This window comes from Sphingosinicella microcystinivorans (assembly GCF_027941835.1).
Taxonomy (GTDB): Bacteria; Pseudomonadota; Alphaproteobacteria; order Sphingomonadales; family Sphingomonadaceae; genus Sphingosinicella.
This window is the reverse complement of the sequence record NZ_CP116005.1, coordinates 1,201,120-1,225,446: the sequence shown is the minus strand read 5'-3', so window position 1 is coordinate 1,225,446 and position 24,327 is coordinate 1,201,120. Positions and strand designations below refer to the sequence as shown.

Below are 24,327 nucleotides of genomic sequence, written 5' to 3'. Positions count from 1 at the left end.
AAGAGCGTATACGGGGGCATAGGCGGCCTATGGGCGGCGATCACGATCACCACGACCATCGCGGGCATGATCACGGCCACGATCACGGTCCCGGCCATTCTCATGCGCCGAAGGTCGGCGCGGGCAACCAGCGGCGCGTCGGCCTCGCCGCTCTGCTCACGGGCAGCTTCATGTTCGCCGAGGTGGTCGGCGGCGTCGTGTCGGGCTCGCTGGCGCTGCTCGCCGACGCGGGCCACATGCTCACCGATTTCGCCGCGCTCGCGCTGGCATGGTTCGGCTTCCACCTCGCGGGCCGCCCCGCCGACTGGCGGCGGACCTACGGTTTCGACCGCTTCTCGGTGCTGGTGGCGTTCGTGAACGGGCTCAGCCTGTTCGTGATCGCGGCGGTCATCCTCTGGGAAGCGGCGGAGCGGCTGCAAGCCCCGCCGCCGATCGCGGCGCCGACGATGCTCTCGGTCGCGGTGCTCGGCCTTTTCGTCAATATTCTCGCCTTCTGGATGCTGCTGGGTGCGGACCGCAGCAATCTCAACATCCGCGGCGCGCTCGCGCATGTCGCGGGCGATCTGCTCGGCTCGGTGGGCACCATCGCCGCCGCGCTCATCATCATGCGGACCGGCTGGACGGCGGCCGACCCGCTGCTGTCGGTGTTCGTCGCGCTCATCATCCTCAGGAGCGCGTGGGCCGTCACGCGCGATTCCGCGCATATCCTTCTCGAAGGCGCGCCGAGCGGCATGGAGGCGGACACGGTTGCCGCCGATCTCGCCGCCAATGTCGACGGCGTCGAAAGCGTCCACCACATCCATGTCTGGTCGATCAGCGAGGAGCGGCCGATGGCGACGCTCCACGCCCGTATCCGCGCCGACGCCTCACCCGCTCTGGTCAAGACCGCGATCCGGGAGCGCCTCAAGACGCGCTTCCACGTCGATCACGCCACCGTGGAGATCGAGGACGGCGATCACGCGCCCGTCTGCCATTAAGCGCGCGCGTCGAGCTTCCGGCCGAGCGCCACGAAGCCTTGGATCAGCGGCGGCACCAGCACGACCGACAGCACCACCTTCGTCAGCATCTGGCCGATCATCAGATCGAGGATCGGGAAGACGCCGTAGAAGGCGAGCGTGATGAAGATCAGCGTGTCGACGATCTGCGAGAGCACGCTGGCGAGCGCGCCGCGCAGCCAGAGGAGCCCGCCCTCGCGCCGCAGCAGGCTGAACACGCCGACGTTCAGAAGCTGCGAGATGCCGTAGGCGACGATCCCCGCGCCCATCAGGCGTGGGCTCTGCGCCAGCACGAGCTGGAATCCGGCCAGCCGCTCCGGGTCCATCGCGGGCGCGGCGGGAAGCGCGAGCACGGCGAGGATCAGCAGCATCGACACCAGAAGCGGCAGGAAACCGAGCAGCACCAGCCGGTTCGCCGTCTCGCGGCCGTGAAGCTCGGCGACCGCGCTCGACAGCACCACGAGCAGCAGGAAGGCGAAGATGCCCGCCTCGACCGCGAGCGGCCCCAGCGCCACCTGCTTGTTGCCGAGGATGCCGGCGATGCAGGTCATGCCGCCGTAGAGGATCGAGAGGACGAAGAGCGAGCGGGAAAGCGGCATGGCGGCGGTCGTCATCGCCCGTTGCTAACGGCTTTTCGCGGCCCGAGAAAGATATATAGCTTGGCCGTCTGGAGCCAATCTTCGCCGGGGGGACAATGCGGATACTGATCGGCCTCGGCGGCATTGCGCTCATCCTCGCCATCGCCGTTCTGCTGTCCTCGAACCGGGGTGCCATCCGCCTGCGCGTCGTCGGCGCGGCGTTCGCGCTTCAGGCCGGAATCGCCGTTCTCGTGCTCTATGTGCCCGCCGGGCGGCGCGCGCTGGCATGGCTGTCCTCGGGCGTCGGCGAGCTTCTCGGCTATGCGCGGGCGGGCTCGGAATTCCTGTTCGGCAGGCTGCTCGGCGATCCGCTCGGGCAGAGCTTCGCCTTTCAGGCGCTGCCGACGATCATCTTCTTCGCCGCGCTCATCGCCATCCTCTATCACCTCGGCGTGATGCAGCTCGTCATCCGCTGGATCGGCGGTGCGCTCGAAAGGATCACCGGCATCAGTAAGGTCGAATCGCTGTGCGCGGCGTCGAACATCTTCGTCGGCCAGAGCGAATCGCCGCTCGTCATCCGCCCCTATCTCGCCGGACTCAGCCCCGCGCAGCTCTTCGCCGTGATGTCGTCCGGCATGGCGGGCGTCGCGGGCACGATCCTTGCCGCCTATGCGTCGATGGGCATCAGCATCGACTACCTGCTCGCGGCGAGCTTCATGGCGGCGCCGGGCGGCATATTGATGGCGAAGCTCATCATGCCCGACGATCCCGCCGATCTCGCGCGCACGCACGGCGAGGTGGTGGAGATTTCGGATCATGATGAGGAAAAGCCCGCGAACATCATCATGGCGGCGGCGCAGGGCGCGCAGACCGGCGTGAAGCTCGCGGTCGCGGTGGGCGCGATGGTGCTGGCGTTCGTGGCGCTGGTCGCGCTCGCGAACGGGCTGCTTTCGGGCGTCGGCAACTGGTTCGGGCTGGAGGGGCTCACCTTCCAGCAGCTCATCGGCCACGTGTTCGCGCCGGTGATGTACCTGCTCGGCGTGCCGTGGGACGAAGCCGGGATCGCGGGCGGCCTCTTCGGCACCAAGGTCGTCCTCAACGAATTCGTCGCCTACATCGATCTCAGCGCGCAGCAGGCAGCATTGTCACCCGCGACCGTGGCGATCGTCACCTTCGCGCTCTGCGGTTTCGCCAACTTCAGCTCGATCGCGATCCAGATGGCGGTGACGGGCAGCCTCGCGCCGAGCCAGCGTCCGATGATCGCGAAGCTCGGCATCAAGGCGCTCGTCGCGGGCAGCCTTGCGAACCTGATGAGCGCGGCCCTCGCGGGCCTGCTGCTTTCCGTTTAGCGGGTGGGAACCGGCGCCTCGCCCGAATAGTCGTAGAAGCCCTTGCCGGACTTCCGGCCGTACCAGCCGGCCTCGACGTACTTCACCAGCAGCGGCGCAGGGCGATACTTGGGATCGCCGGTCGCCTCCTGCATCACGTGCATGACGCTGAGCAGCGTGTCGAGGCCGACGAAATCGGCGAGCGTCAGCGGGCCCATCGGGTGATTGGCGCCGAGCCGCATCCCCTGGTCGATGTCCACCACCGAGCCGACGCCCTCGCCGAGCGCGAAGATCGCCTCGTTCAGCATCGGGCACAGCACGCGGTTGACGATGAACGCCGGGCTGTCGAGCGCCTCGACCGTGGTCTTACCGATCGCCTTGCAGAAATCGTGCATCGCCGCCGTGGTGGCGTCCGAGGTGGCGAGGCCGCGGATGATCTCCACGAGCTTCATCACCGGCACGGGGTTGAAGAAATGCAGGCCGACGAAGCGGTCCGGCCGGTCCGTCGCCGCCGCCAGCCGCGTGATCGAGATCGACGAGGTGTTGGAGGCGAGGAGCGCGGTGTCCTTCAGGGCGAGGCCCTTGAAGATCGCCTTCTTGACGCTCTCGTTCTCCGTCGCAGCCTCGATCACGAGGTCGCAAGTCCCGAAATCGGCGGGGTCGGTGGTCAGGCGGATGCGCGCGAGCGTGGCCTCCACTTCATCGACTTGCATCGTGCCCTTGGCGACGGCGCGGCCGAGGTTCTTCTCGATCACCGCCTTGCCGGCCTCGGCGCGTGCCAGCTCGACATCCGAAAGGATGACGTCGAAGCCGGCGAGCGCGGAGACATGCGCGATGCCGTTGCCCATCAGGCCAGAGCCGATGACGCCGACCGATTTCATGAGCTCAGACCTTCTGCGTGAGTTCGGGCACGATGTTGAAGAGGTCGCCGACGAGGCCGAGGTCCGCGACCTGGAAGATCGGGGCGTCCTCGTCCTTGTTGATGGCGACGATGATCTTTGAGTCCTTCATGCCGGCGAGGTGCTGGATGGCGCCCGAGATGCCGATGGCGAAGTAGACTTCCGGCGCGACGATCTTGCCGGTCTGGCCGACCTGATAGTCGTTCGGCACGTAGCCCGCGTCGACGGCGGCGCGGCTGGCGCCGACCGCCGCGCCGAGCTTGTCGGCGAGCGGGAAGATGACCTGCTGGAACGTCTCGCTGTCCTTCAGCGCACGGCCGCCCGACACGATGATCTTCGCGGCGGTCAGCTCCGGGCGCTCCAGCTTGGCGATCTCGGCGCCGACGAAGCTCGAAAGCCCCGCATCGCCCGCGCCCGCGACCGTCTCGATGCTCGCCGAGCCGCCGTCGCCGGCCTTCTCGAAGGCGGTGCCGCGCACGGTGATCACCTTCTTCGCATCGCCCGACTGCACGGTGGCGATGGCGTTGCCGGCATAGATCGGCCGCTCGAACGTGTTTGCGTCGACGATGCCGGTGATCTCGGAGATCTGCTGGCTGTCGAGCTTCGCGGCGACGCGCGGCGCGATGTTCTTGGCCGATGTCGTGGCGGGGGCGACGAGCGCGTCGTAGTTCGCCATCAGGCCTTCGATGAGCGGCGCGACGTTCTCGGCAAGGCCGTTGGCATAGGCCGCGTCGTCGGCGAGCAGCACCTTGGCGACGCCCGCGATCTTCGCGGCGGCATCGGCGGCGCCCTGCGCGCCCTGTCCGGCGACGAGCACGTGCACGTCGCCGCCGAGCTTCGTCGCGGCGGTCACGGCGACACGCGTCGCGTCCTTGATCGAGGCGTTGTCGTGTTCAGCGAGGACGAGGACGCTCATGCGATCGCTCCCATTTCCTTGAGTTTGCCGACAAGGGCGTCGACCGAATCGACCTTGATGCCCGCCTGCCGCTTGGGCGGCTCGGTGACTTTCAGCGTCTTCAGGCGTGGGGTGACGTCGACGCCGTAGTCGGCGGGCGTCTTGCTGTCGATGGGCTTGGACTTCGCCTTCATGATGTTCGGCAGCGACGCGTAGCGCGGCTCATTGAGGCGAAGGTCGGTGGTGATGATCGCCGGGGCCTTCAGGCTCAGCGTCTCGAGGCCGCCGTCGACCTCGCGCGTCACGTTCACCTTGTCGCCCGCGATCTCGACCTTGGAGGCGAAGGTGCCCTGCGCCCAGCCGAGCAGCGCGGCGAGCATCTGGCCGGTCTGGTTGGCGTCGTCGTCGATCGCCTGCTTGCCGAGGATGATGAGGCCGGGGCCTTCCGCCTCGGCGATCTTCGCGAGGATCTTGGCGACCGCGAGCGGCTCGGTGGCGACGTCGGTGGTGACGAGGATGCCGCGGTCGGCGCCCATCGCGAGCGCCGTGCGGAGCGTCTCCTGGCATTGCTGGACGCCGATGGAAACCACGACGATCTCGGTCGCCGCGCCCTTCTCCTTCAGGCGGATCGCCTCCTCGACGGCGATCTCGTCAAAGGGGTTCATGCTCATCTTGACGTTGGCAAGCTCGACGCCCGACTGGTCGGACTTCACCCGAGCCTTCACGTTGTAATCAATCACCCGCTTCACGGGCACCAGGACCTTCATGCGCATCCTCCGGAAAGCTGGCCCGGCCTCATGGAACCGGATCGCGCGACGACCTGCGTCAACAGGGCGGGCGTGTCAACGCCCAAGGCGCGCAACTCACCGTTTGACGTGAAGAATTCGCGTGCCAGAATGGTGCAACTCTAAAAAAGAAGCAGTCGGGGTCGGTCGTGAACAGGGAGACATCGCCAGGCGGCGGTGGCGCGCATTTGCGTTTGCAGCTCTTGGGAGAGGTGCGGTTCAGCGTCGGCGGCACGGATGTCACGCCGCGCTCCAAACGCGCCCGCGCGCTTGTCGCCTATCTCGCCCTCTCGCGCGGGTACATAGCGCCGCGCGCCCGGCTCGCCGACCTCTTCTGGGGGGATCGCGGCGAGGCGCAGGCGCGCGGCAGCCTGCGGCAATGCCTGCTCGAAGTGCGCAGCGCCGGCGCGGCGAGCGGCGTCGACATCCTGTCCTCGGACCGGGAAAGCGTCTCGCTGAATGGCGGGTGGGTGAGCGATGTCGCCGACATCGAGGCCGCGATCGCGGGGCCGCCCGCAAGCATCGCCGACGCGATCGAGGCGGCGGGGCGGGAACAGCTGCTCGGCGGGCTGTTCGTCAGCGACGAGTATGACGAATGGCTCATGCTGGCGCGCGCCGATTTCGACGCGCGGCTCGCCGATGCTGCACGGCGCGGTCTCGCGGGCGCCATCGAAACCGGCGACGCCGAATCGGCACGGCGCATCGCCGACCATTATCTGCTGCGCGATCCGGGCGACGAGGAGGTCACTGTTCTCGCCATGCGCGCCGATGCGATGCGCGGCGCGGCGCCGATCGCCCATCGCCGCTTCCAGAAGCTGCGCGACTATCTCGCCGCCGAGCTGGGCACCGTGCCCGGCGCCGCCGCGCTCGAGGCGCTCGCCGCGGTCGCTGGCATGCCGGTGACGGCGGCGATCGAGCCGGTGGCCCCGGCCGCGCCCGTGCTTCCGGCGCTCCCCGCGCATGACGGGCCGCCGCTGCTGCTGGTGTGCCCGTTCGTCGAAACCGGCTTCGCGGGCAGCCTGCTGCATCTCGCGGACGGCGTGCGCGAGGAGGTGCTGTCCGGTCTCTCCCGCTTCAAGGACCTGCGCGTGCTGGTGGAGGACCGTATGCCCTCGTCGGACGAGGTGCCGATGTTCGGCGCGGGAACGATCGCCTACGCTCTCACCGCGACGCTCCGGCAGTCAGGCTCGCACATGCGGGTGACGCCGGTGCTGACGCGCCTGTCGGATCGTTCGGTCGTCTGGTCGAATCCCGTGTCGATCGAGATTCATGATCTCCAGGAAGCCATCGACGCGATGGTGGACCGGATCATCGGCGCGGTGACGCCGCGCGTCGAGCGCGACGCCGTGCCGCGCGCGCAGCCGAGCGCCGTCTACGACCGCTACCTCGTCGCCCGCCACCGCGCCCGCACGGCATCGACGCTCGCGGAGGCGAAGGAGGCCGCACGGCTGCTGGAAGGCGTGATCGCCGACGCGCCTGAACTCGCCGTCGCCTATCCGCATCTCATCCGGCTCTACAACACCAACTATTTCTACAAGGTCGCCGGCGTGGACCCCGCGCCGAACCGCGTGCGCGCCTTCGAACTCGCCAAGACCTCGCTGTCGCTCGATCGCGGCCATATCCACGGCTACACGGTGATGGGCTGGTGCCAGCTCTGGCGCGGCGGGTGGGATGCCGCATACGCGCATTTCGAAAAGGCGGTGGAGCTGAACCCCTATCATTCGGAACGGATCAAGGAAGCGGCGTTCGGCCTCATCTTCCTCGGCGAGCACGCGAAGGGCGGCGACTATCTGCAACGCTGCCTCGATCTCGATCCGCTGCCCAACGATAATTTCTTCGAGGACCTCGGCTTCCTGAGGCTGATGCAGCGGAAGCCCGACGAGGCGGTCGCCTATTTCGACCTGATCGTGGAGCCGACGCTGTTCGCCGACCTCTACGGCGTGCTGGCGAGCTGCGCGGTCGGGCACCCGGCGGGCCCGGCGATGGCGGCGGCGTGGCGGCGGCGCATCGCGGCGATCTGGTCGCCCGACGCGCCGATGACGGACGGCGACATGGTCTCGTGGCTGCGCGCGCACCTGCCGTTCCGGAAGGCCGAGCACTGGTCGCTGTTCTTCTCGTATCTGGGGCCCGTGCTCAGGAACGCTCATCCCGAAGCCGCTTGAGGAACAGCGTCTCGGGCGGCAGCGGGCGGCGGCAGGGCACGAACGGCGCGGCGAGCGCGGCGGCGATGGCGGCCTGCGCGTCGCGGGCCTTCTGCGAGACGAAGCCGGTGGGCAGCCACGCGGTGAAACGCGCCGCGCGGTCCGGCGGCAGCAAGCCCGCGGCGGCGGACTGCAGCGCGGGCATCGTGCGGTCCTTGAAGAAGATCGCGTGCGATGCGGCGCGCAGGCGGCGGGCTTCGTCTCCGGTCAGCACGCGGGCGCGGAGCGCGGCGGCGAGGGTCGCACGGACATCGACCTGCGCCAGCGAAAGCGCCCGGTGGCCGAGCGCCGCCGGGGCGTGGGCCACGGCGACCTCGTCGTCGCCGACGATGCGGCCGGCAGCATAGCTCCGCGCGATGGCGCCTTCGGGGCGCATCCCGAAGCGGTGCAGCTCGGCGGCGCGGAGCGCGCCGAGACTGGCGGCGCCCCAGACGTCGAAGCCTTCGGCGAGGAGGACGAGAATCTCCTTGTGCCACGGTGCTCTTGCGGCCTCGAAGATGCCGTCGATGAGGAGGACGCGGTGTGGCGGCTGCTTTGCCAGTGCCAGCATGTCTCCGGCGCTTGCCGGGGGGAAGTAGACGATGTTGTCGGCGGCGGGGCGATTTGCGGGGGGGAGGGTCGGGCCGATGTATACACTTAGAGGCATTGTTCGGAGCCCAGCATGTCCGGCATCCATAGCCGGACGACATGGACGTCGCTGCGGGGCGGGGAGAGGTCGCAGCGCACCATGTCGCGCACGCCGTCCTGCGCGAGGCGCGCGCATAGCGTGTCGAGCGACGGGCGTTCGGAATAGGCGTCGCGGACGCGGCGCCAGTCCGTGCTCGTGCCGGTCGGCGCGCCGAGCGCGCGGTGCCCGGCCTCGGTCGGCTCCTCCGGCGCGATGTCGTCGCGCGCGCCGCTGATGATGGTGAGGCGCGACTGCGCCGCCTCGGCGAAGGCGCGGAACAGCGCGTCGTCGGGATCGGGGCGGCAGGCGGCGCCGAGGAACGAGGGCGCATAGCCCGGATCGTCGAGACGGCACATGACGACGGGCAGCCGCCCGGCGCCCTCCACCACGTAGACGGCGACGGCGATGCCGAGACGGGCGAGATGCTCCGCGAGCGCGCGGAACCACGGCGCCTCGATCGTCAGCAGATCGACGCGCGCCCGCGCCTGCCCGGCCATGCCGCTTTTCAGCCAGTACGCCTGCGCGTCGCGCTCGATCCGCTCCAGAAGCGCGGCGACGGTGGCGTCCTCGAGGCTCGCCCCCGCGCCGAGGCCGAGGCTGGACCGCGCGAACGGGCTGTCGCCCTCGAAGGTGAAATCCACCGAGACCGTGTCGAAGGGCACGAACACGCGACCGCCCTCCGGGAAGCGCTCCGCCGCGTGCCAGCGGACGGGGGCGTCCGCCCAGCCCGACTGGCTCGGCCGCACTTCGCCGTAATCGAGGAAGCGGGGCAGGCGGGCGTCTTCGGCAAGGGCGTCGTAGCGGCACAGCGGCCCGTCCGCCTGCACGGATTCCGCGCAGGCCCCCTCGATCGCCTCCATCGCGGCGGATATACGCGCGTCGGCCTCGCACCGCCCCTTGCCCTGATGCACGGCGAGCGACCGGCTCATCGGGCGCACCGCCTGAAACACAGGAAGGCCGATGCGGTCGAGATGCGTCACCTCGCCGATCCGGGTGACGCCCGCCCAGTCGAGCGCCGGGCCGAGACGCGACAGCAACGCGGCGGCGTCGACCGCGCGCCAGCGGTCGGACGGCGGCACCAGCGGCAGCCACGCGGGCGCCGGTGCGGTGCAGCCATGAAGAGCCGTCCGCCGCCGGGCTTCGGCAGCGTCACCCTGCGTCACAAGCCGGCGTTCCGGTCTAGCGGTTGCCGAACCAGGTCTGCTGGAAGGACATCACGTTGTTGGATTTCGGCAGCTTCACGGCCTCGACCGAATCGCCCGCCTTCTTCGCGGCTTCGAAGATGCGGATCAGCGCCTCGACGTCCGCCTTCTCCTGATCGGACTTCGCCTGCTTGAGATCGTAGGTGGCGACCGACTGGGTGACGTAATAGGTCTCGCCGTCCTTGATGACGAAGGTCGGGTCGCTGGAACCGCCGAGCTGAACGCGTGTAATCGTTGGGGGAGTCGCCATGTGTCTGCCTCCTGCCTGATGGATTCAGTGCGCCTTGCCTACGTCCGGCACGGGAAAAGCGCCAGAGACAAAGACGGTGAACGTCATATTTCCAGAAGATTGGCAAACGGCAGCCCGTCCTCGCCGCACCGCCCGATGCGAATCCGGCTCGGCCGGTGTTCGGCGACGACGATCGGCCGGGCCGAGTCCGCGGCGGCGGCGACCGGCGGCGCGCCGGGCATGTCGGGCGCGCGCTTCGCGGGCGCGGTGGCGTTGAACGCGGCGGCGGCGAGCGCGGCGGCGAGGAGGATGCGCTTGAGATCGGACGGCATGGAACGGGGCTTTCGAAGACGAGGGCTTTTAAAGAAGAATTCCGTGCCGGCAGCGGCTGCGACCACCACCGCCGACACACGCCCTTCTAGGCCGCCAGCGTCAGCCGCCCCGCGAACGCTCCGTCAGATCATCGTCAAATCGCGCGAAATCGCGCGTCACGGCTCCATCGCGTCCGCACCGCCGCGCCACAGGTGCAGGCTGAACAGGCCGCGCGCGTCGATCCACCAGCGGACGGGCCGCCACCCGGCGGCGCGGGCGAGCAGGCGCGCCTCCTCGATCGTGTACTTGTGGCTGTTCTCGGTGTGGATCGTCTCGCCCTCGCGGAGGCTGAAGCTGCCGCCCGCGGCGTGAAAGCGCACGTCGCGCGCCGCGGCGAGGTGCATCTCGATGCGCCCCGCATCGTCGTTCCACACCGCGCGGTGCTCGAAGGCGCCGAGCGGTATGTCGCCGCCGAGCTCGCGGTTGATGCGCGCGAGCAGGTTCAGGTTGAACGCGGCGGTCACGCCCGCGGAATCGTCGTATGCCGCCTCGATCAGGCGCGGGTTCTTGCGCAGGTCGATGCCGATGGCGAGCCACGGGTCCGCGCCGAGCGTGGCGCGGAAGGCGCGCAGCAGGTCGACGGCGGCGGCGTGCGCGAAGTTGCCGATGGTGGAGCCGGGAAAGAAGCCGATCATCGGGCGGCCCTCGACCGCACCCGGGAGCGCGATCGGCTTCGCGAAGTCCGCCGCGACCGGCAGGATGTCGAGACCCGGCAGCAGGCGCGACAGCCGGGTCGCGGCGTCGCGCAGGAAACCTTCGGAAATGTCGATCGGCACGTAGGCGGCGGCGCGGGCGGCTTTCACGAAGACGGGGGTTTTCGTCGAGGAGCCCGAGCCGAATTCGACGACCACCTTGCCGGTCCCCGCGATCCGGCCGATCTCCGACGCGTGCGCGTCCAGAAGGCCGGTCTCGGTGCGGGTCGGATAATATTCGGGAAGCGCGGTGATTGCCTCGAAGAGCTCGGAGCCGCGCCGGTCGTAGAGGTAGCGCGCGGGGATCACCTTGCGGGGCTGCGACAGGCCCCGCACCACGGCGTCGGCGAAATCGGCTGCGGGAGAAGGCGATGCGGGCGAAGTTTCCGGGGGCAGGGTTTCGGCATCTGACGTCATGACGGGTCCGTTCCTAGATGTCCTTCGCCAGCCGCACGCTGGTGAACTGCCAGCGCTGGCGGGGATAGAAGAAGTTGCGGTAGCCGGGGCGGCTGTGGCCGGCGGGCGTCACGCACGACGATCCTTTCAGCACGAACTGCCCGCACATGAACTTGCCGTTGTACTCGCCGACGGCGCCCGCCGCCGGGCGGAAGCGGGGGTAGGCGGCGTAGGCACTTTGCGTCCATTGCCAGCAGGCGCCGTCCATCTGCGAGAGCGCGGGCGTTTCCGCCGCCGCCCCTGTTGCCACTGCCGCCATTGCCGCCATCGCCTCCCATTCCGCCTCGCGCGGCAGGCGCGCGCCGGCCCAGCGCGCGAAGGCATCGGCCTCGAAATAGCCGACATGGGTCGCAGGCGCGGCGGGATCGACGGGCATCCGGCCGCGGAGCGTCATCGCGGACCAGCCGCCGTCTTCCCGCCGCCAGTAGAGCGGTGCGCGAATGTCTTCGCGCTCCGCCCACGCCCAGCCGTCCGAAAGCCAGAGCGTCGGCGTGCGGTAGCCGCCGTCGTCGATGAACGCGGTCCATTCGGCGTTCGTCACCAGCCGCGAACCGAGCGCGAAGGGTTCGAGCAGCACCCGGTGGCGCGGGGTTTCGCAATCGAAGGCGAAGCCGTCTCCGGCGTGGCCGATGGACACGACGCCGCCCGGATGCGCCGCCCAGTCGTGGGCCGCATCGTGCGCTGCTGCCGGGAAAGGCGCGTCGGCCGCATAGACGGGAGCGAGCGGGTTTTCAGCGAACAGGTGCAATATGTCCGTCAGCAGCAGCTCCTGGTGCTGCTGCTCGTGGTGGCAGCCGAGCATGACGCGCGCCCGCGCGGCGTCGGCGAGCGAATCGAGCGCGTCCTCCAGCGCGGCATCGACGTGCGCGCGCCACGCGAGGACCTCGGCCAGCGCCGGGCGCGTCAGCATTCCGCGCCGGTCGCGGCGGAGGCGCGGCCCGGCCGCCTCGTAGTAGCTGTTGAACAGGAAGCCGAAGGCCGGATCGAACGCGCGGTAGCCCGGCGCGTGCGGCGTCAGCACGAAGGTCTCGAAGAACCATGTCGTGTGCGCGAGGTGCCATTTCGCGGGACTCGCGTCCGGCATGGACTGCGCGCTCGCATCGGCGTCCGAAAGCGGGGCGGCGAGATCGAGGCTGCGCCGCCGCGTGTCCTGCAGGAACCGGCGGAGCGCGCCGTGCGCGGAAACCGTTCGTGAAGCCATGCGTCCTCCCCGTTCGGGAAGGGCCGCGTTCAGGCTTCCCGGTTCGCGCCGGGGACCCAGAGCACGTCGGCCCTGCCCTTGTCGTTGCAGTGACGTGCCATCACAAACAAATGATCGGACAAACGGTTCAGATATTTGATCGGCAGGTCGCCGAGCGGGTCCGTCTCGTTCGCCTCCACGGCGATGCGCTCGGCGCGGCGGACGATGGTGCGCGCCATGTGAAGCTGCGCGGCGAGCGCCGACCCGCCGGGCAGGATGAAGCTCCTGAGCGGCTGGAGCCCGGCGTTCATCGCGTCGATCTCGCGCTCGAGCCGGTCGACCTGCGCCTGCGTGACGCGCAGCGCCCCCTCGATCCCGCCCGGCGTCGCGAGGTCCGCGCCGAGATCGAACAGGTCGTTCTGGATGCGCGCCAGCATCGCGTCCGTCTCGCCTTCGGTATGGAGCCGGGCGATGCCGACCGCGCTGTTCGCCTCGTCGGCGGTGCCGTAGGCGGCGACGCGCGCGTCGTGCTTGGCGCGGCGGCTGCCGTCGACGAGGCCGGTGGTGCCGTCGTCGCCGGTGCGCGTGTAGATCTTGTTGAGCTTCACCATGTTCAGCCGCCGTTCCGGGTCATCAGGATGAGGATGATGACGAGGGCGACGGTCAGCCCCTGCAGCATCACGCGGTAGCTCATCAGCCGGTTCGACTGCCGGCCGGTGATGTCCTTGCCGCGCGCCATCACGATGACGCCGCGCACGAGGACCGCGGCGGTCGCAAGCGCGCCGAGAACGATGAGGACGATGACGAATCCGGTCATGCCCGAGACTCATACGGGTTTCGGCGCGCATGTCACGCGCCCGCGTGCGAACGGCGATCAGAACTTGTAGACGAGGCTCGCGCGCGTCACCGTGTCGGTCTTCACCCGCTCGTCGGGCGGATCGGTTTCGTGCTTCACGTCGAACGACAGGCGCGTCGAGAGATTGCCGACGAGCTTGGTGGTGAGCGCGCTGTTCGCGAACAGCGTGTCGTTGCCGCTGCCGACGATGAAGCCCGCGTCCTCCGTGAAGATGAGGTCGCCGATCACCGTCCAGCGCAGGTTCGTCTTGCCGCGCACGCTGAGCTCGCTGCGGCTCCGGTCCGCGTCCGGCTCCAGCTCGTCGAAGGCGAGGCGCGTCTGCCGGTGCGCCGGGCCGCCTTCGAACGCCAGCCGGAGCCGGGGGCGCTGCGCCGCGATCCAGCCGAAACCGGCGGATTCGGTGAAGCGGCGGGTGAAGCCCGCGAAACGGTCGCTTTCCCAGCCGACGAAGCCGAAGGTGTAGAAGCGCGGGCTGAAGCGGTGGTCGGCCTGATAGGAGGCGCCGTAGCGCTCGCGCGTGCGCGCGCCGTCCGATTCCTGGAAGTCGGCCTCGGCGAACAGCCGGTGCCGCCACGTCAGGCCCTGCTTCACGAGGTCGATCTTGCCGGAGGCGCCCTGCTGGTCGGTGTTGCCGCTGGTGAAGGTCGCGCCGAGCGCGGCCTCGCCCTCCCAGCCGTTGGTGAAGCCCTGCGTGGCGAGCGCCTGCCTGCGCTGCTTCTCGGCCTCGTGCGCGGCGCGGATTTCCGAGACCAGCGCGTCGATCTCCGCGATCGCCTGCGGCTGCGTGCGCCGGGCGAGCGCGGCGATGGTGTCGAGTTGGCCGGGCTCCGCGGCGCGGATCATCTCGGCGACGGGCGCGGGCAGCACGCCCTCGGCGGGCTTTTCCTCGGGCGCCTCCGCGGGCGGCGTCTGGGCAGCCGCAGCGGCGGCGGCAATGCAAAGGGGAGCGGCGAGCGCGATACGCCACACGTGTCGATCTCCTCGTTTCTCGCCCCCCGGCGGGGACCGCCTAACAAAAGTCGCCGCGTCAGGCAAAGCCGAGTTGATGCTTTATGGCCTCCGGCGTGATGCCCCAAGCCCGAAGCGCGGCCAATGTCTCGGCGCGGTCGCGCTTGGCGAGGCGCTTGCCCTCCGGGCCGGTCAGCAGCGCGTGATGATGGTAGCGCGGCGTCCGTAGCCCGAGCAGCGCCTGCAGCAGCCGGTGGATGTGCGTCGCCGGGAACAGGTCCTCGCCGCGCACCACGTCGGTGACGCCTTGCAGGGCGTCGTCGACGGTGACGGAGAGATGGTAGCTGGTGCCCGCGTCCTTGCGCGCGAGCACGACATCGCCCTCGGCCCCGGGCGTCGCCGCGATCTCGCCGCGCGCCGCGTCGTGCCACGAAAGCGGCCCGGCGAGGGCGGCGGCGCGGCCGACGTCGAGGCGCCAGGCGTGCGGCCCGGCCATGCGCCGCGCCCGCGTTTCCGCGTCGAGCGCCCGGCACGTGCCCGGATAGAGCGGCTGCGCGCCGTGCGGGGCCGCGGCCGCCGCAGCGATGTCGGCGCGCGTGCAGAAGCAGGGGTAGACGACCTCCATCGCCTTCAGCCGCGCGAGCGCCGCGGCATAGTCCTCCATGTGCTCGGACTGGCGGCGCACCGGCGTTTCCCACGCGAGGCCGAGCCAGGCGAGGTCCTCGAGGATGCCGTCCGTGAACTCGGGACGGCAACGCCCGGTGTCGATGTCCTCGATGCGCAGCAGAAAGCGGCCGCCGTGCATCTCCGCGAAGCGGAACGCCGAGAGCGCCGAGAAGGCGTGGCCGAGATGCAGCCGCCCCGTGGGGCTCGGCGCGAAGCGCGTGACGACCGTTATGGCGGGCCCTCCCCTGAAATTCTGTGCGGCCTCGCGCAAAGTGCATTGACCTGACCCCAGATCAAGTGGTGTCATAGCGGCGACACACAATACACTGTATGGTGCGTGCGGTAAGGTTGCGGACGGCCGGTGCGGCCGCCTTGCGTGCGACAGGGTACGGGTAGCGCCCCGGTGGTCCGCGGACAGGCGGGCAAAGGGTGCATGTACACGACAGAACTTCTCGATGCGCGCGCGGTTTCGCCGGAGAGCTGCCCGGCGCTGGTGCTGAACGCCGACTACACGCCGCTGTCCTATTATCCGCTGAGCCTGTGGTCGTGGCAGACCGCGATCAAGGCGGCGTTCCTCGACCGGGTCTCGGTCGTCGCCGAATACGACCGCGTCGTGCACAGCCCGCGCTTCGCGATGCGGCTGCCCTCGGTCATCGCGCTCAGGGACTATGTGAAGCCGTCGGCGCACCCGGCGTTCACGCGCTTCAACCTGTTCCTGCGCGACCGCTTCTCCTGCCAGTATTGCGGCGGGCGCGGCGAGCTCACCTTCGATCACGTGGTGCCGCGCGCCTACGGCGGGCGCACGACGTGGGCGAACGTCACCACGGCCTGCGCGCCCTGCAACCTGCGCAAGGGCGGGCGCACGCCGGCGGAGGCGCACATGGCGCTGCGCTCGGCGCCGCGCCAGCCGACCGCGCACGAGCTGCAGGTGAACGGCCGGGCGTTCCCGCCGCACCACCTCCATGAGACGTGGCGCGATTACCTCTATTGGGACACGGAACTCGAAGCGTAGGACCGGCCGCCATTCCGCCCATGGCGGGCTGCAAACGGCGGCTTTCTGCGCTTCCGGTGCTCACGTACTGTAAGTACGCTGCGCTCCGGTTCCATAAAGCACCATCATTATAATTTGCGAATCGAACTTTAGATTGGCACTTGGTCGAGTGGGCAAATCGACACGTTGATCGGAATTCCCTCTCAAGGGACGGTTCAGTTCCCTATTCGGCAGGCGCTCTAAAGCAGCCGTTCGGAGGAAAAGTCTTCTTCAATCAAGCGGTTTGTTTCGAGTGGCAGCTTCGTCCTTCCTGACAAGGCGGAAATGGTATTTGCACTGCCAGAGTATACAAAATTGAATTTATAAAGAGAGGGACGCAAAGGGCGGGGCAGTTCGATTAGGCTTTAAACTAGCTCAAATTGCCCGGATTTCCTAACGGCCTGTCCCTATATGCGTAAAGTTTTCGACCAACCCCGAAGCCGAAAATTGAGAGGAGATTCGTTTCCTCCTCTTGTGCGGCATTAAAATTTGTATACAAATCTCATGAAGGATTCTGTGGGTCGGTCTGCGGTGGCCCCCTGGAGAGTCTACGAATTTTCTGAGGACGAAATAGATGCCGTCCATAATTTGCGGAACTTGGGCGCCGGGCCCGGTGCATCGTGACAGGCCTCGGCCAACTCGGCGCCTGTTTCGAAACGGCCGATGTCGGAATCGTTACGATAACAAGATGCTGACGAACTCGGACAATGCAAGAGGTCTCGGATCGAGAGTGGTTGATATTCCAGGAAAAGGGGTGAGTTGATGGGGTACCGGTTGGGCGTGGATGTGGGGGGGACCTTCACCGATCTGCTTCTGTTCGACGAAGACTCAGGCTCTTTCTGGCGTCACAAGACCCCCTCGACGCCTGATGACAGCAGCCATGGTATCCTAGACGGCGTTCACGCCATCTGTTGTCAGGCGGGGATAAGTCCGGAGCAGGTCGAGGTGCTGCTCCACGGCACCACCGTCGCTACCAATGCTGTTCTAGAAGGCAAAGGCGCGCGCGTAGGGCTCGTCGTCACGCGCGGATATCGCCATGTTCTCCAGATTGCGCGTAGCCTTGTGCCGGGTGGTCTCGCCGGTTGGATTGTTTGGCCGAAGCCTGAACCGCTTGCTGCACTGGAGGATACCTATGAGATTGAGGGGCGACTCAGCGCTTACGGCGAGGAAGTCCGTCCACTCGACGAGGCCGAGATTCGGCGTACCCTCGAAAGTCTCAAGGCCTCGGGTGTCGAGGCCGTAACGGTTGCGCTCATCAATAGCTACGTCGATGGGCGGCACGAGCAGATGGTGGGGGCGCTTGCCCGCGAAATCATGCCGGATGTGCCGGTGTCGCTCAGCCATGAGATCTTGCCTGAGATGCAGGAATACGAGCGCACGCTCACCACTGTGGCCAACGCTTCCGTGCGCCCTGTGGTCGGCCGCTATGTCCGCAACCTGCGCGACAACCTGCGCGGTGTGGGGATGCAGGGACGCACCGCGCTGCTGCGCTCGGATGGCGGTTTGATGAGTTCGGAAAAGGCCGAGGAACAGCCAGTCTCGCTGTTAATGTCGGGCCCTGCCGGCGGCGTTGCAGGAGCGCTGTGGGTCGCGCGAAATGCCGGCCTGCGCAACATATTGACCCTTGATGTCGGCGGGACCTCGACTGATGTCGCATTGATCGAAAATCTGGAGCCGCGGCGTGTACGCACGACAGACGTCGGCCACCTGTCAGTCCGCGCTTCATCGCTTGACGTCAAGACGGTCGGTGCAGGCGGTGGATCAATCGCCTATGTCCCCGAACTGACCGGAGCACTGCGTGTCGGGCCGCAGTCGGCGGGTGCTGCGCCCGGCCCGGTTGCCTACGGCAAGGGTGGCATCGAGCCTACGGTGACAGATGCCAACGTCGTTCTCGGCTATCTGCCCGAAAATCTGTTGGGTGGAAGTTTTCAACTCGACCGCCAAGCCGCAGCGCGATCGGTGCAGAAGATCGCCGATACGCTCGATCTGCCCTTAATGGAGGCTGCCGCCGGGATCATTGCGATCGTTAACGAAAATATGTTCGGCGCGCTGCGGCTGGTCTCTGTCCAGCAGGGCTATGATCCGCGCGATTTCGCACTGATGGGCTTCGGTGGCGCCGGGCCGCTTCACGTTAACGCCGTGGCAGCGCTGATGCAGTCGTGGCCCGCCGTCTCACCGATTTCCCCGGGCGTGTTGTGTGCGCTGGGAGATGCGACGACACGGATGCGAACGGAGACCGCGCGCTCGTTCTCCAAGCGTGCAAGTCAAACCGGCGAAGCGGAAATCCTGTCGCTGCTCGACGAAATGCAGGAGCAGACACGTGCGACGCTGATCGCCGAGGGCGTCGCCGTGGGCGACGTCACCACCGAGTTCGAGATAGATGTGCGCTATGCGGGGCAGGCGTTTGAGGTACCCCTGACCATCGATCGCGAAACGCTTGCGCGCGATAGCATCGCAGGGATCACGCGGCGCTTCGATGAAGAGCATCATCGGCTGTTCACATTCAACATGGCAAGCGAGCACGAACTCGTAAACCTGCGCGTGGCAGCCTTGGGGCCCGTGCTTGACCTTGTGGCACGTCCGCTCGAACGCGGCGACGGTAATCCGGCACGGGCCAAGTTGCGCGACCATATGTTGTGGATGGACGGCTGTGCTCAGCCTGCAATTATTTACGACCGCGGCAAGCTGCTGGCGGGCGACAGCATCAAAGGGCCGGCGATCCTGGTCGAGATGGATTCCACCACGCTCATTCACGCCCGTCATGTCGCCGAGGTCGATGATTTCGGCAATCTCCTGATCACGCCCGCTTGAGGAACGCACCATGCCCACCCATATCATCGAGGAAAACTCCGTTCCTTTCGTTCCGACGGCAATTGATCCGGTAACGCTCGACCTGATTGAAAATGCGCTTCGAAATGCGCGTGTCGAGATGGACGCGACGCTGGTGCGCACCGCGATCTCTCCCGGCATCCGCGAACAGGGGGATGCGTTCCCACTGATCGCCGATCGCCAAGGTAAAATGATCGTCGGCCAGTTTGGCAGTTTCATCGATGGTTTCCTCAAGGGCTATGATGGAACGATCGAGGAGGGAGATATGATCTTCCTGTCCGATCCGTATAGTTGCGAGGGTGCGATCTCGCACAGCAACGACTGGCTGGTTCTTCTGCCTGTCTTTCATGTCGGACGTCTGGTGGCTTGGACGGCCATGTTCGGCCATCAGTCCGACATAGGCGGCAAGGTCGCGGGTAGTATGCCGATCGACGCGCACAGCATCTTCGAAGAAGGCGTTCGGATTCCGCCAGTGAAGATTTTCCGTCGTGGCGAGCGCAACGACGATCTCGTCCGTCTTGTCATGCACCAGACGCGCAAGCCCGACTGGTGCGCTGCCGATCTCAATGCGCTGATCGCCTCGTGCCGCGTCGCTGCACGGCGTGTCAACGAGCTATGCGATCGCTTCGGCGATGATGTGTATGTGTCTGCAACCCAGGCATTGCTCGATCGCAACCATCGCGCGATGAAAGCGCTGATCCAGAGTTCGATAGGTGAGGAGCCGGTCTCATTCGAAGATTATATCTGTGACGACGGGATTGGCTATGGTCCCTATCGAATCCGCTGTTCCATGTGGCGCGAGGGCGAACGTGTCGTGCTCGATTTCGCGGGAACCGACCCACAATCGAACGCATCGATCAACTTTTATCTTAACGAGAACATGTTCAAAATGTTCTTTGGAATTTACATGATCATGGTCTTTGATCCGCAGATATTGTTCAATGATGGTTTCTACGACTTGATTGAGGTGCGGATTCCTGAAGGTTCACTGCTCAAGCCAAAGTTTCCCGCAGCGTTGTCCGGGCGCACGCACGCTCTCGGGCGTATCTTCGATATTCTTGGTGGGCTGCTCGGTCAGCGTACCCCCGAATTCCTGAACGCCGCGGGCTTCTCTTCGAGCCCCCACCTCATGTATTCCGGCCGCGAGGCGGAAGGGAACTGGTTCCAGCTCTTCCAGATCGGTTTCGGCGGCATTCCCGGCCGTCCGCTCGGTGACGGGCCCGATGGCCACTCGTTGTGGCCAGGTTTCACCAATGTTCCCAATGAATTTCTCGAACGCTATTTCCCGCTGCGGATCGAGCGCTACGAGGCGCTCGCCGACACTGGCGGAGCCGGGCTCCACCGTGGTGGCAACGGCATTCTGATGAGCTACCGCTTCCTCGCCTCAGGCGTCGTCTCGATTCATGACGATCGCTGGTTCACCTATCCCTGGGGCGTAAACGGGGGTGATCCGGGTGCGCGGGCGCGCAAGATTCACGAAAGGCCGGACGGGACGCAGACTATTGTTCCCAACAAGATCGACCGACTTGAGGTTGAGGCGGGAGATCAACTCCATTTCATCACTTGGGGTGGCGGTGGCTGGGGAGATCCGCTCGACCGTGATCCGGAACTGATAGCGAAGGAAATCAGGCAGGGTCTTGTTACCGTCGAAGGCGCGCGCCGATTTGGGGTTGTGATAGCGGCTGATGGCAATGTCGATGCCAGTGCGACCGAGGTGCTGCGCACCAGAATGCGTGCCGAGCGCCCGGCGAGCCTGGGTGTGTTCAATTTCGGCGCTGACATCGAGACACTGCGTGCTGCGTGTTTCGCTGAAACCGGCCTGACCGCGCCGCGCCAACCTGTCTGGTAATAATAGGCTGGAGTGTATACATTATATACCTGCGTAAAGGTAGGGCGAGGATCTGAATGCGGGTCTCCTGCCAAAGGCGCAGCGGCACGCTCAAAGGCGGACGGACAGGTTGTGGTCCCGTGGAACGGGCGCGCCAGATTCTGCAGAATTATATGCGATATGCAAAGGTAGCTCCTGCAATCATGAACGTTGCTGGAAGCCTCTTCAAGAAAATCGCGTCTTGAGAGTTGAAAGGGATTTTTCTCAGGTGATCTATTGACGCCATCTGTAGAAATGTATACAAATTGACTCAATGGAGTCGCCTTGGAGGGAGTCTCGAATGCCCACAGTGGAATCGAATAGCGCGCAAATCTGGTATGATGTTCAAGGTGCGGGCGAACCTATCGTCTGCATTGGCGGAATGGGGCTGGTATCCAATCAGTTTGATTTCGTCACGCCGCTGCTCGCGCGCCAGGCCAAGGTGATCAACTGGGATCTGCGGGGAGTTGGCAAGTCGATGCCTGTGCCGCAGGTCAATTACGACGACTATGCCGATCAGGCCGAGGATCTTTTGGCGGTGATGGATGCTGCGGGGATCGAAAAGGCGCACATATGGGCAGCCGCCTGCAGTCACATCGGGGTACGCTTTGCAGCAAAATATCCGGAGCGGACGGCGAGCCTGATCTTTTTCCCGTGGTATAGTCCCAAGAAGACGATCAGCCATATCTTCGATGCGGGCGTCGAGTTGTCACTCGCTTTCAATTCGCTTGAGTATTGGGCGAAGGTCATTGCAACGAAATTCACGACGGAGAACTACAAGGCCAAGATGGTCGATTGGGAGGTACCGAAACTCCTCGGTAACCTGTCTCCGGAAATGTTCCGGATCCACTGGAGTTCGATGAAGGACAGCGACCGGAGCTGTGACCTGCCGAAGGTGCAGGCGCCCGTGTTGTTGCTGATGGGTGATGCCGGCGTTGCCGGTTCAGAGGCAAATCGGCGTGAAATCGAGAAGGTACGCAACGCTGTCAAGGGCGATTTCGAGTCGAGGCTCGTCGCCGACAGCGGCGGTACTTATTTCATGATCGAGCGGCCCGAGGAAACCGTCGCTGCTCTGGCGGACTGGATGACGCGTCATCCGGCGCGCTGAGCGTTGGCTGCTCGATAATTCAGACGGTGTGACCAAACGAAAATCAGGGGGGAAGGTACGTCTCATGAAGAGAAGCTCTCAATTTTTTCTTACCGGTGTGGCGGCTCTTGCGCTCACGGGAACGGCCCGCGCACAAGAGCAGGAACCGCTCGATGACAGTGGGGCGATCATTGTCACGGCGCGAAAAATGAGCGAGCGCCTTCAGGATGTTCCCGCGACTGTTACTGCGCTGACGCAGGACATGCTTGAGACGGCAGGCGTCGTGCGGGCGGAGGATTTCATTCGATTGACGCCCGGCGTGTCTCTGGTCCAGACGGCCGAAGTCGGTGATACTCAGGTCAGCATTCGCGGCATAAACGGTGCCAAAGATACAGAGAACAGCTACGCGCTGATCGTCGATGGTATCGTTATGACCAATCCGGCCGCGCTCAACCGCGAATATGCCAATCTGCGTCAGATCGAGGTTCTGAAAGGTCCGCAAAGCGCGCTCTATGGCCGCAATGCCTCGGCGGGCGCATTCATCATCACGACCAACAAGCCCGGCGACGAATTGGGCTTCGAGGCCAAGGCTTCGGGAGGCGAGCACAACAGCTACTTCGCCTCGGCAACCTTGAACCTGCCGATTGTCCCGGGAAGCCTAGCCGCGAGCCTCCACGCGGACTACCGCACAACCGATGGCTTCTTCAGGAATCGCTATCTGAACGCCAGAGTAGTCGACGACTACGAGGGCTATAACTTCGACGGTCGTCTCGTCTGGACGGGTGGCGGAACCGAAATAGACGCCAAGATCCATGTCGGTCATGTCTCGGCGGGGCCAGCGAGCTTCAACGCTGCCTTCGCGCTTCCCGCTTTCGCCGACTTCCTCGACAATCCGCTTTTCTTCGAAGACGTCAACGATCACAAGAAATATGAGTTTGTCGCCAATGTCGATCCGTCCAACATCCAGGACTCATTTGATGCGTCGATCAAGCTGACGCATGAATTCGACACGGTTCTGCTGAACGCCTGGGTGCTCTATAGCAACATCCGGAACGAATGGCTGGCGGACGGCACCAGCGGCGGCTTCGGATTCTTCTTTCAGGAGCCGTCTTGCCGCGCTTCGACGGCTGCGCTCTACGATGCGGGCTTTGTTCTGCCCGGCCCGCAGGCGCTGGGGCCGACGCCTGAAACGTCGATTTTTGGCCCGACCACACCCACAACCTGCGATGGCTATCAATATCAGGTCCGCAACCAGAAGGATCTGAGTTTCGAGATTCGTCTGGGATCAAGCGGCAACAATGCGTTTGACTGGGTCGCAGGCCTCTATTTCCTCGATATCAATCGTGAGGTGGGGGTAGCCCAAGGCATCGACACTGGCGGGCCGATCATTCGCTCCCTCTACAACGCACCGTCGTCTAGCAGCCCGACGGAAGCGCTGTCCTGGGACAAATACGACAGCAAAGTTTATGCCGTGTTCGGTCAGGCTTCCTATGACCTTACGCCTGAACTCGAATTTTCCGCAGCGCTGCGCTACGACCGTGAGAAACGCAAGGTCCATAACCTGGTGCCGACCGATGCTCGCACGCGCTACATCGTCTTCGATGGCGGTCCATTTATCGGCGGCGCGCCGCTCAATCCGGGCCTCAATCCTGCAATTAATCCTGCGGGCGTATTGCCCGACCAGAAGAGAACCTTCGAGCAGCTCCAGCCGAAGATCAGTGTGACGTGGGATGCCTCCCGCGAGCTGACGCTGTTCGGAAGCTGGGGTGTGGGTTTCCGCAGCGGCGGCTTCAACAGCCAGGGAAGCAAGGCAACGATTGATCTGTTTCTCAACGAACCGTTGGGCGCCACGATCAATGTGCAGGACAGTTTCAAGAAAGAGACCAGCAGCGCGTTCGAGGCGGGCTTCAAGGCCAATACGCTCGGCGGCCGCCTTACCGCTGACGGTTCGGTATACTGGACCGAGATCAAGAACATGCAGTTCTTCGAGTTCTTCGTCGGCGCCTTCGGCCTGCTCCGCCAGGTAACCAACATCGACAAGGCGCGCGCAGCGGGTGTCGAACTCAATGCGAACTACAAGGTGTCGCAGGCGTTCTCCCTCTATGCGGGGGCTAACCTCATGGACACCAAGGTCGTCAAGAACACGACTCGCGTCGGCACGGAAGGTGTGCCCATTCCTTACGCGCCCAAGTATACGCTGAATGCGGGCGGCGACCTCGTGTTGCCCGTCACGTCGGACATTGACTTCCGCGCGCGGTTGGATTGGCAGATGACCGGGCCGACGTGGTTCCATGTTGTCCACGGTCTCTCGCCGACGCTCAATGGCGTGCCTTCCGACATGGGCAAGACGCGCCGGGACGCCTATCATACCACAAATTTGCGTGCAGGCTTCGAGATGGAAAACTGGGGAATCACGCTATTCGCCCAAAATCTTTTCAACAAGAAATATCTACGCGAAGTCATTCCGGCGCCAGAGTTCGGCGGCGCCTTCATTTTCCAGGGCGCGCACCGATTGGTGGGTGTCGAGGGCAAGGTACGTTTCTAATCTGGTTTCAGGAGATAGAA

Annotated in this window: 22 protein-coding genes; 8 read left to right on the top strand and 14 right to left on the bottom strand. The window is 65.6% G+C overall.

Features of this window, described 5'->3' with window-relative positions:
- Nucleotides 1–29 precede the first annotated feature (29 nt).
- A complete protein-coding gene (locus PE061_RS05865) occupies nt 30–977 on the top strand; it encodes a cation diffusion facilitator family transporter (RefSeq protein ID WP_271258222.1) in 948 nt (315 codons plus the stop codon).
- Here PE061_RS05865 and PE061_RS05860 read toward each other — a convergent pair.
- Nucleotides 974–1,609, bottom strand: a complete 636-nt coding sequence (locus PE061_RS05860) for a queuosine precursor transporter (protein WP_271258221.1) — start codon at nt 1,607–1,609, stop codon at nt 974–976. The two genes, PE061_RS05865 and PE061_RS05860, sit on opposite strands and share 4 nt — an antisense overlap.
- An 80-nt stretch (nt 1,610–1,689) precedes the next feature.
- Between PE061_RS05860 and PE061_RS05855 the strand changes: the two genes are divergently transcribed.
- On the top strand, nt 1,690–2,922 hold the full coding sequence (locus PE061_RS05855) for a NupC/NupG family nucleoside CNT transporter (protein ID WP_271258220.1): 1,233 nt from the start codon (nt 1,690–1,692) through the stop codon (nt 2,920–2,922).
- Here the strand turns inward: PE061_RS05855 and PE061_RS05850 are convergent.
- From PE061_RS05850 to PE061_RS05840, 3 genes are read right to left on the bottom strand one after another with little or no spacing between them, the layout of a single operon-like run.
- Entirely contained in the window at nt 2,919–3,782 is an 864-nt protein-coding gene (locus PE061_RS05850; protein WP_271258219.1) for a 3-hydroxybutyryl-CoA dehydrogenase, read from the bottom strand. The two genes, PE061_RS05855 and PE061_RS05850, sit on opposite strands and share 4 nt — an antisense overlap.
- 4 nt (nt 3,783–3,786) lie before the next feature.
- Nucleotides 3,787–4,716, bottom strand: coding sequence for an electron transfer flavoprotein subunit alpha/FixB family protein (locus tag PE061_RS05845; RefSeq protein ID WP_271258218.1), 930 nt, complete (start codon nt 4,714–4,716; stop codon nt 3,787–3,789).
- The gene (locus tag PE061_RS05840; RefSeq protein ID WP_271258217.1) at nt 4,713–5,462 is read right to left on the bottom strand and encodes an electron transfer flavoprotein subunit beta/FixA family protein; all 750 of its coding nucleotides are present in this window, start codon (nt 5,460–5,462) and stop codon (nt 4,713–4,715) included. Before PE061_RS05840 ends, PE061_RS05845 begins: the two co-directional genes overlap by 4 nt.
- A gap of 230 nt (nt 5,463–5,692) precedes the next feature.
- Here PE061_RS05840 and PE061_RS05835 point away from each other — a divergent pair, with 230 nt between their 5' ends.
- Nucleotides 5,693–7,642, top strand: a complete 1,950-nt coding sequence (locus tag PE061_RS05835; protein WP_271258216.1) for a BTAD domain-containing putative transcriptional regulator — start codon at nt 5,693–5,695, stop codon at nt 7,640–7,642.
- Here PE061_RS05835 and PE061_RS05830 read toward each other — a convergent pair.
- The 10 genes from PE061_RS05830 to gluQRS all read right to left on the bottom strand — a co-directional run bounded on the left by PE061_RS05830 (nt 7,614) and on the right by gluQRS (nt 15,220).
- The gene (locus PE061_RS05830; RefSeq protein WP_271258215.1) at nt 7,614–8,231 is read right to left on the bottom strand and encodes a TfuA-like protein; all 618 of its coding nucleotides are present in this window, start codon (nt 8,229–8,231) and stop codon (nt 7,614–7,616) included. The two genes, PE061_RS05835 and PE061_RS05830, sit on opposite strands and share 29 nt — an antisense overlap.
- An 86-nt stretch (nt 8,232–8,317) precedes the next feature.
- The gene (locus tag PE061_RS05825; protein ID WP_271258214.1) at nt 8,318–9,511 is read right to left on the bottom strand and encodes a YcaO-like family protein; all 1,194 of its coding nucleotides are present in this window, start codon (nt 9,509–9,511) and stop codon (nt 8,318–8,320) included.
- A gap of 16 nt (nt 9,512–9,527) precedes the next feature.
- On the bottom strand, nt 9,528–9,800 hold the full coding sequence (locus PE061_RS05820) for a hypothetical protein (RefSeq protein WP_271258213.1): 273 nt from the start codon (nt 9,798–9,800) through the stop codon (nt 9,528–9,530).
- Nucleotides 9,801–9,883: 83 nt separating this feature from the next.
- Complete coding sequence (locus PE061_RS05815) at nt 9,884–10,111, bottom strand: hypothetical protein (RefSeq protein ID WP_271258212.1); 228 nt, start codon at nt 10,109–10,111, stop codon at nt 9,884–9,886.
- A 156-nt stretch (nt 10,112–10,267) separates the two neighbouring features.
- Nucleotides 10,268–11,260, bottom strand: a complete 993-nt coding sequence (gene egtD, locus PE061_RS05810; RefSeq protein ID WP_271258211.1) for an L-histidine N(alpha)-methyltransferase — start codon at nt 11,258–11,260, stop codon at nt 10,268–10,270.
- A 13-nt stretch (nt 11,261–11,273) separates the two neighbouring features.
- On the bottom strand, nt 11,274–12,500 hold the full coding sequence (gene egtB / locus PE061_RS05805; protein ID WP_271258210.1) for an ergothioneine biosynthesis protein EgtB: 1,227 nt from the start codon (nt 12,498–12,500) through the stop codon (nt 11,274–11,276).
- Nucleotides 12,501–12,529: 29 nt separating this feature from the next.
- Entirely contained in the window at nt 12,530–13,090 is a 561-nt protein-coding gene (locus PE061_RS05800; protein ID WP_271258209.1) for a cob(I)yrinic acid a,c-diamide adenosyltransferase, read from the bottom strand.
- A 2-nt stretch (nt 13,091–13,092) separates the two neighbouring features.
- The gene (locus PE061_RS05795) at nt 13,093–13,296 is read right to left on the bottom strand and encodes an HIG1 domain-containing protein (RefSeq protein ID WP_271258208.1); all 204 of its coding nucleotides are present in this window, start codon (nt 13,294–13,296) and stop codon (nt 13,093–13,095) included.
- A gap of 57 nt (nt 13,297–13,353) precedes the next feature.
- Complete coding sequence (locus PE061_RS05790; protein ID WP_271258207.1) at nt 13,354–14,304, bottom strand: DUF481 domain-containing protein; 951 nt, start codon at nt 14,302–14,304, stop codon at nt 13,354–13,356.
- Between the two features lie 58 nt (nt 14,305–14,362).
- Entirely contained in the window at nt 14,363–15,220 is an 858-nt protein-coding gene (gene gluQRS, locus PE061_RS05785) for a tRNA glutamyl-Q(34) synthetase GluQRS (RefSeq protein WP_271258206.1), read from the bottom strand.
- 162 nt (nt 15,221–15,382) lie between these two features.
- Between gluQRS and PE061_RS05780 the strand changes: the two genes are divergently transcribed.
- From PE061_RS05780 to PE061_RS05760, 5 genes are all read left to right on the top strand, one after another.
- Nucleotides 15,383–15,961, top strand: coding sequence for an HNH endonuclease (locus PE061_RS05780; RefSeq protein ID WP_271258205.1), 579 nt, complete (start codon nt 15,383–15,385; stop codon nt 15,959–15,961).
- Between the two features lie 780 nt (nt 15,962–16,741).
- Entirely contained in the window at nt 16,742–18,790 is a 2,049-nt protein-coding gene (locus PE061_RS05775) for a hydantoinase/oxoprolinase family protein (protein ID WP_271258204.1), read from the top strand.
- 10 nt (nt 18,791–18,800) lie between these two features.
- Complete coding sequence (locus tag PE061_RS05770; RefSeq protein WP_271258203.1) at nt 18,801–20,657, top strand: hydantoinase B/oxoprolinase family protein; 1,857 nt, start codon at nt 18,801–18,803, stop codon at nt 20,655–20,657.
- Between the two features lie 319 nt (nt 20,658–20,976).
- A complete protein-coding gene (locus PE061_RS05765; RefSeq protein ID WP_271258202.1) occupies nt 20,977–21,783 on the top strand; it encodes an alpha/beta fold hydrolase in 807 nt (268 codons plus the stop codon).
- Between the two features lie 64 nt (nt 21,784–21,847).
- Nucleotides 21,848–24,307 carry a TonB-dependent receptor gene (locus tag PE061_RS05760; RefSeq protein ID WP_271258201.1) on the top strand — a complete coding sequence of 820 codons (2,460 nt, stop codon included), beginning with the start codon at nt 21,848–21,850 and terminating at the stop codon, nt 24,305–24,307.
- The last annotated feature ends 20 nt before the right edge of the window (nt 24,308–24,327 follow it).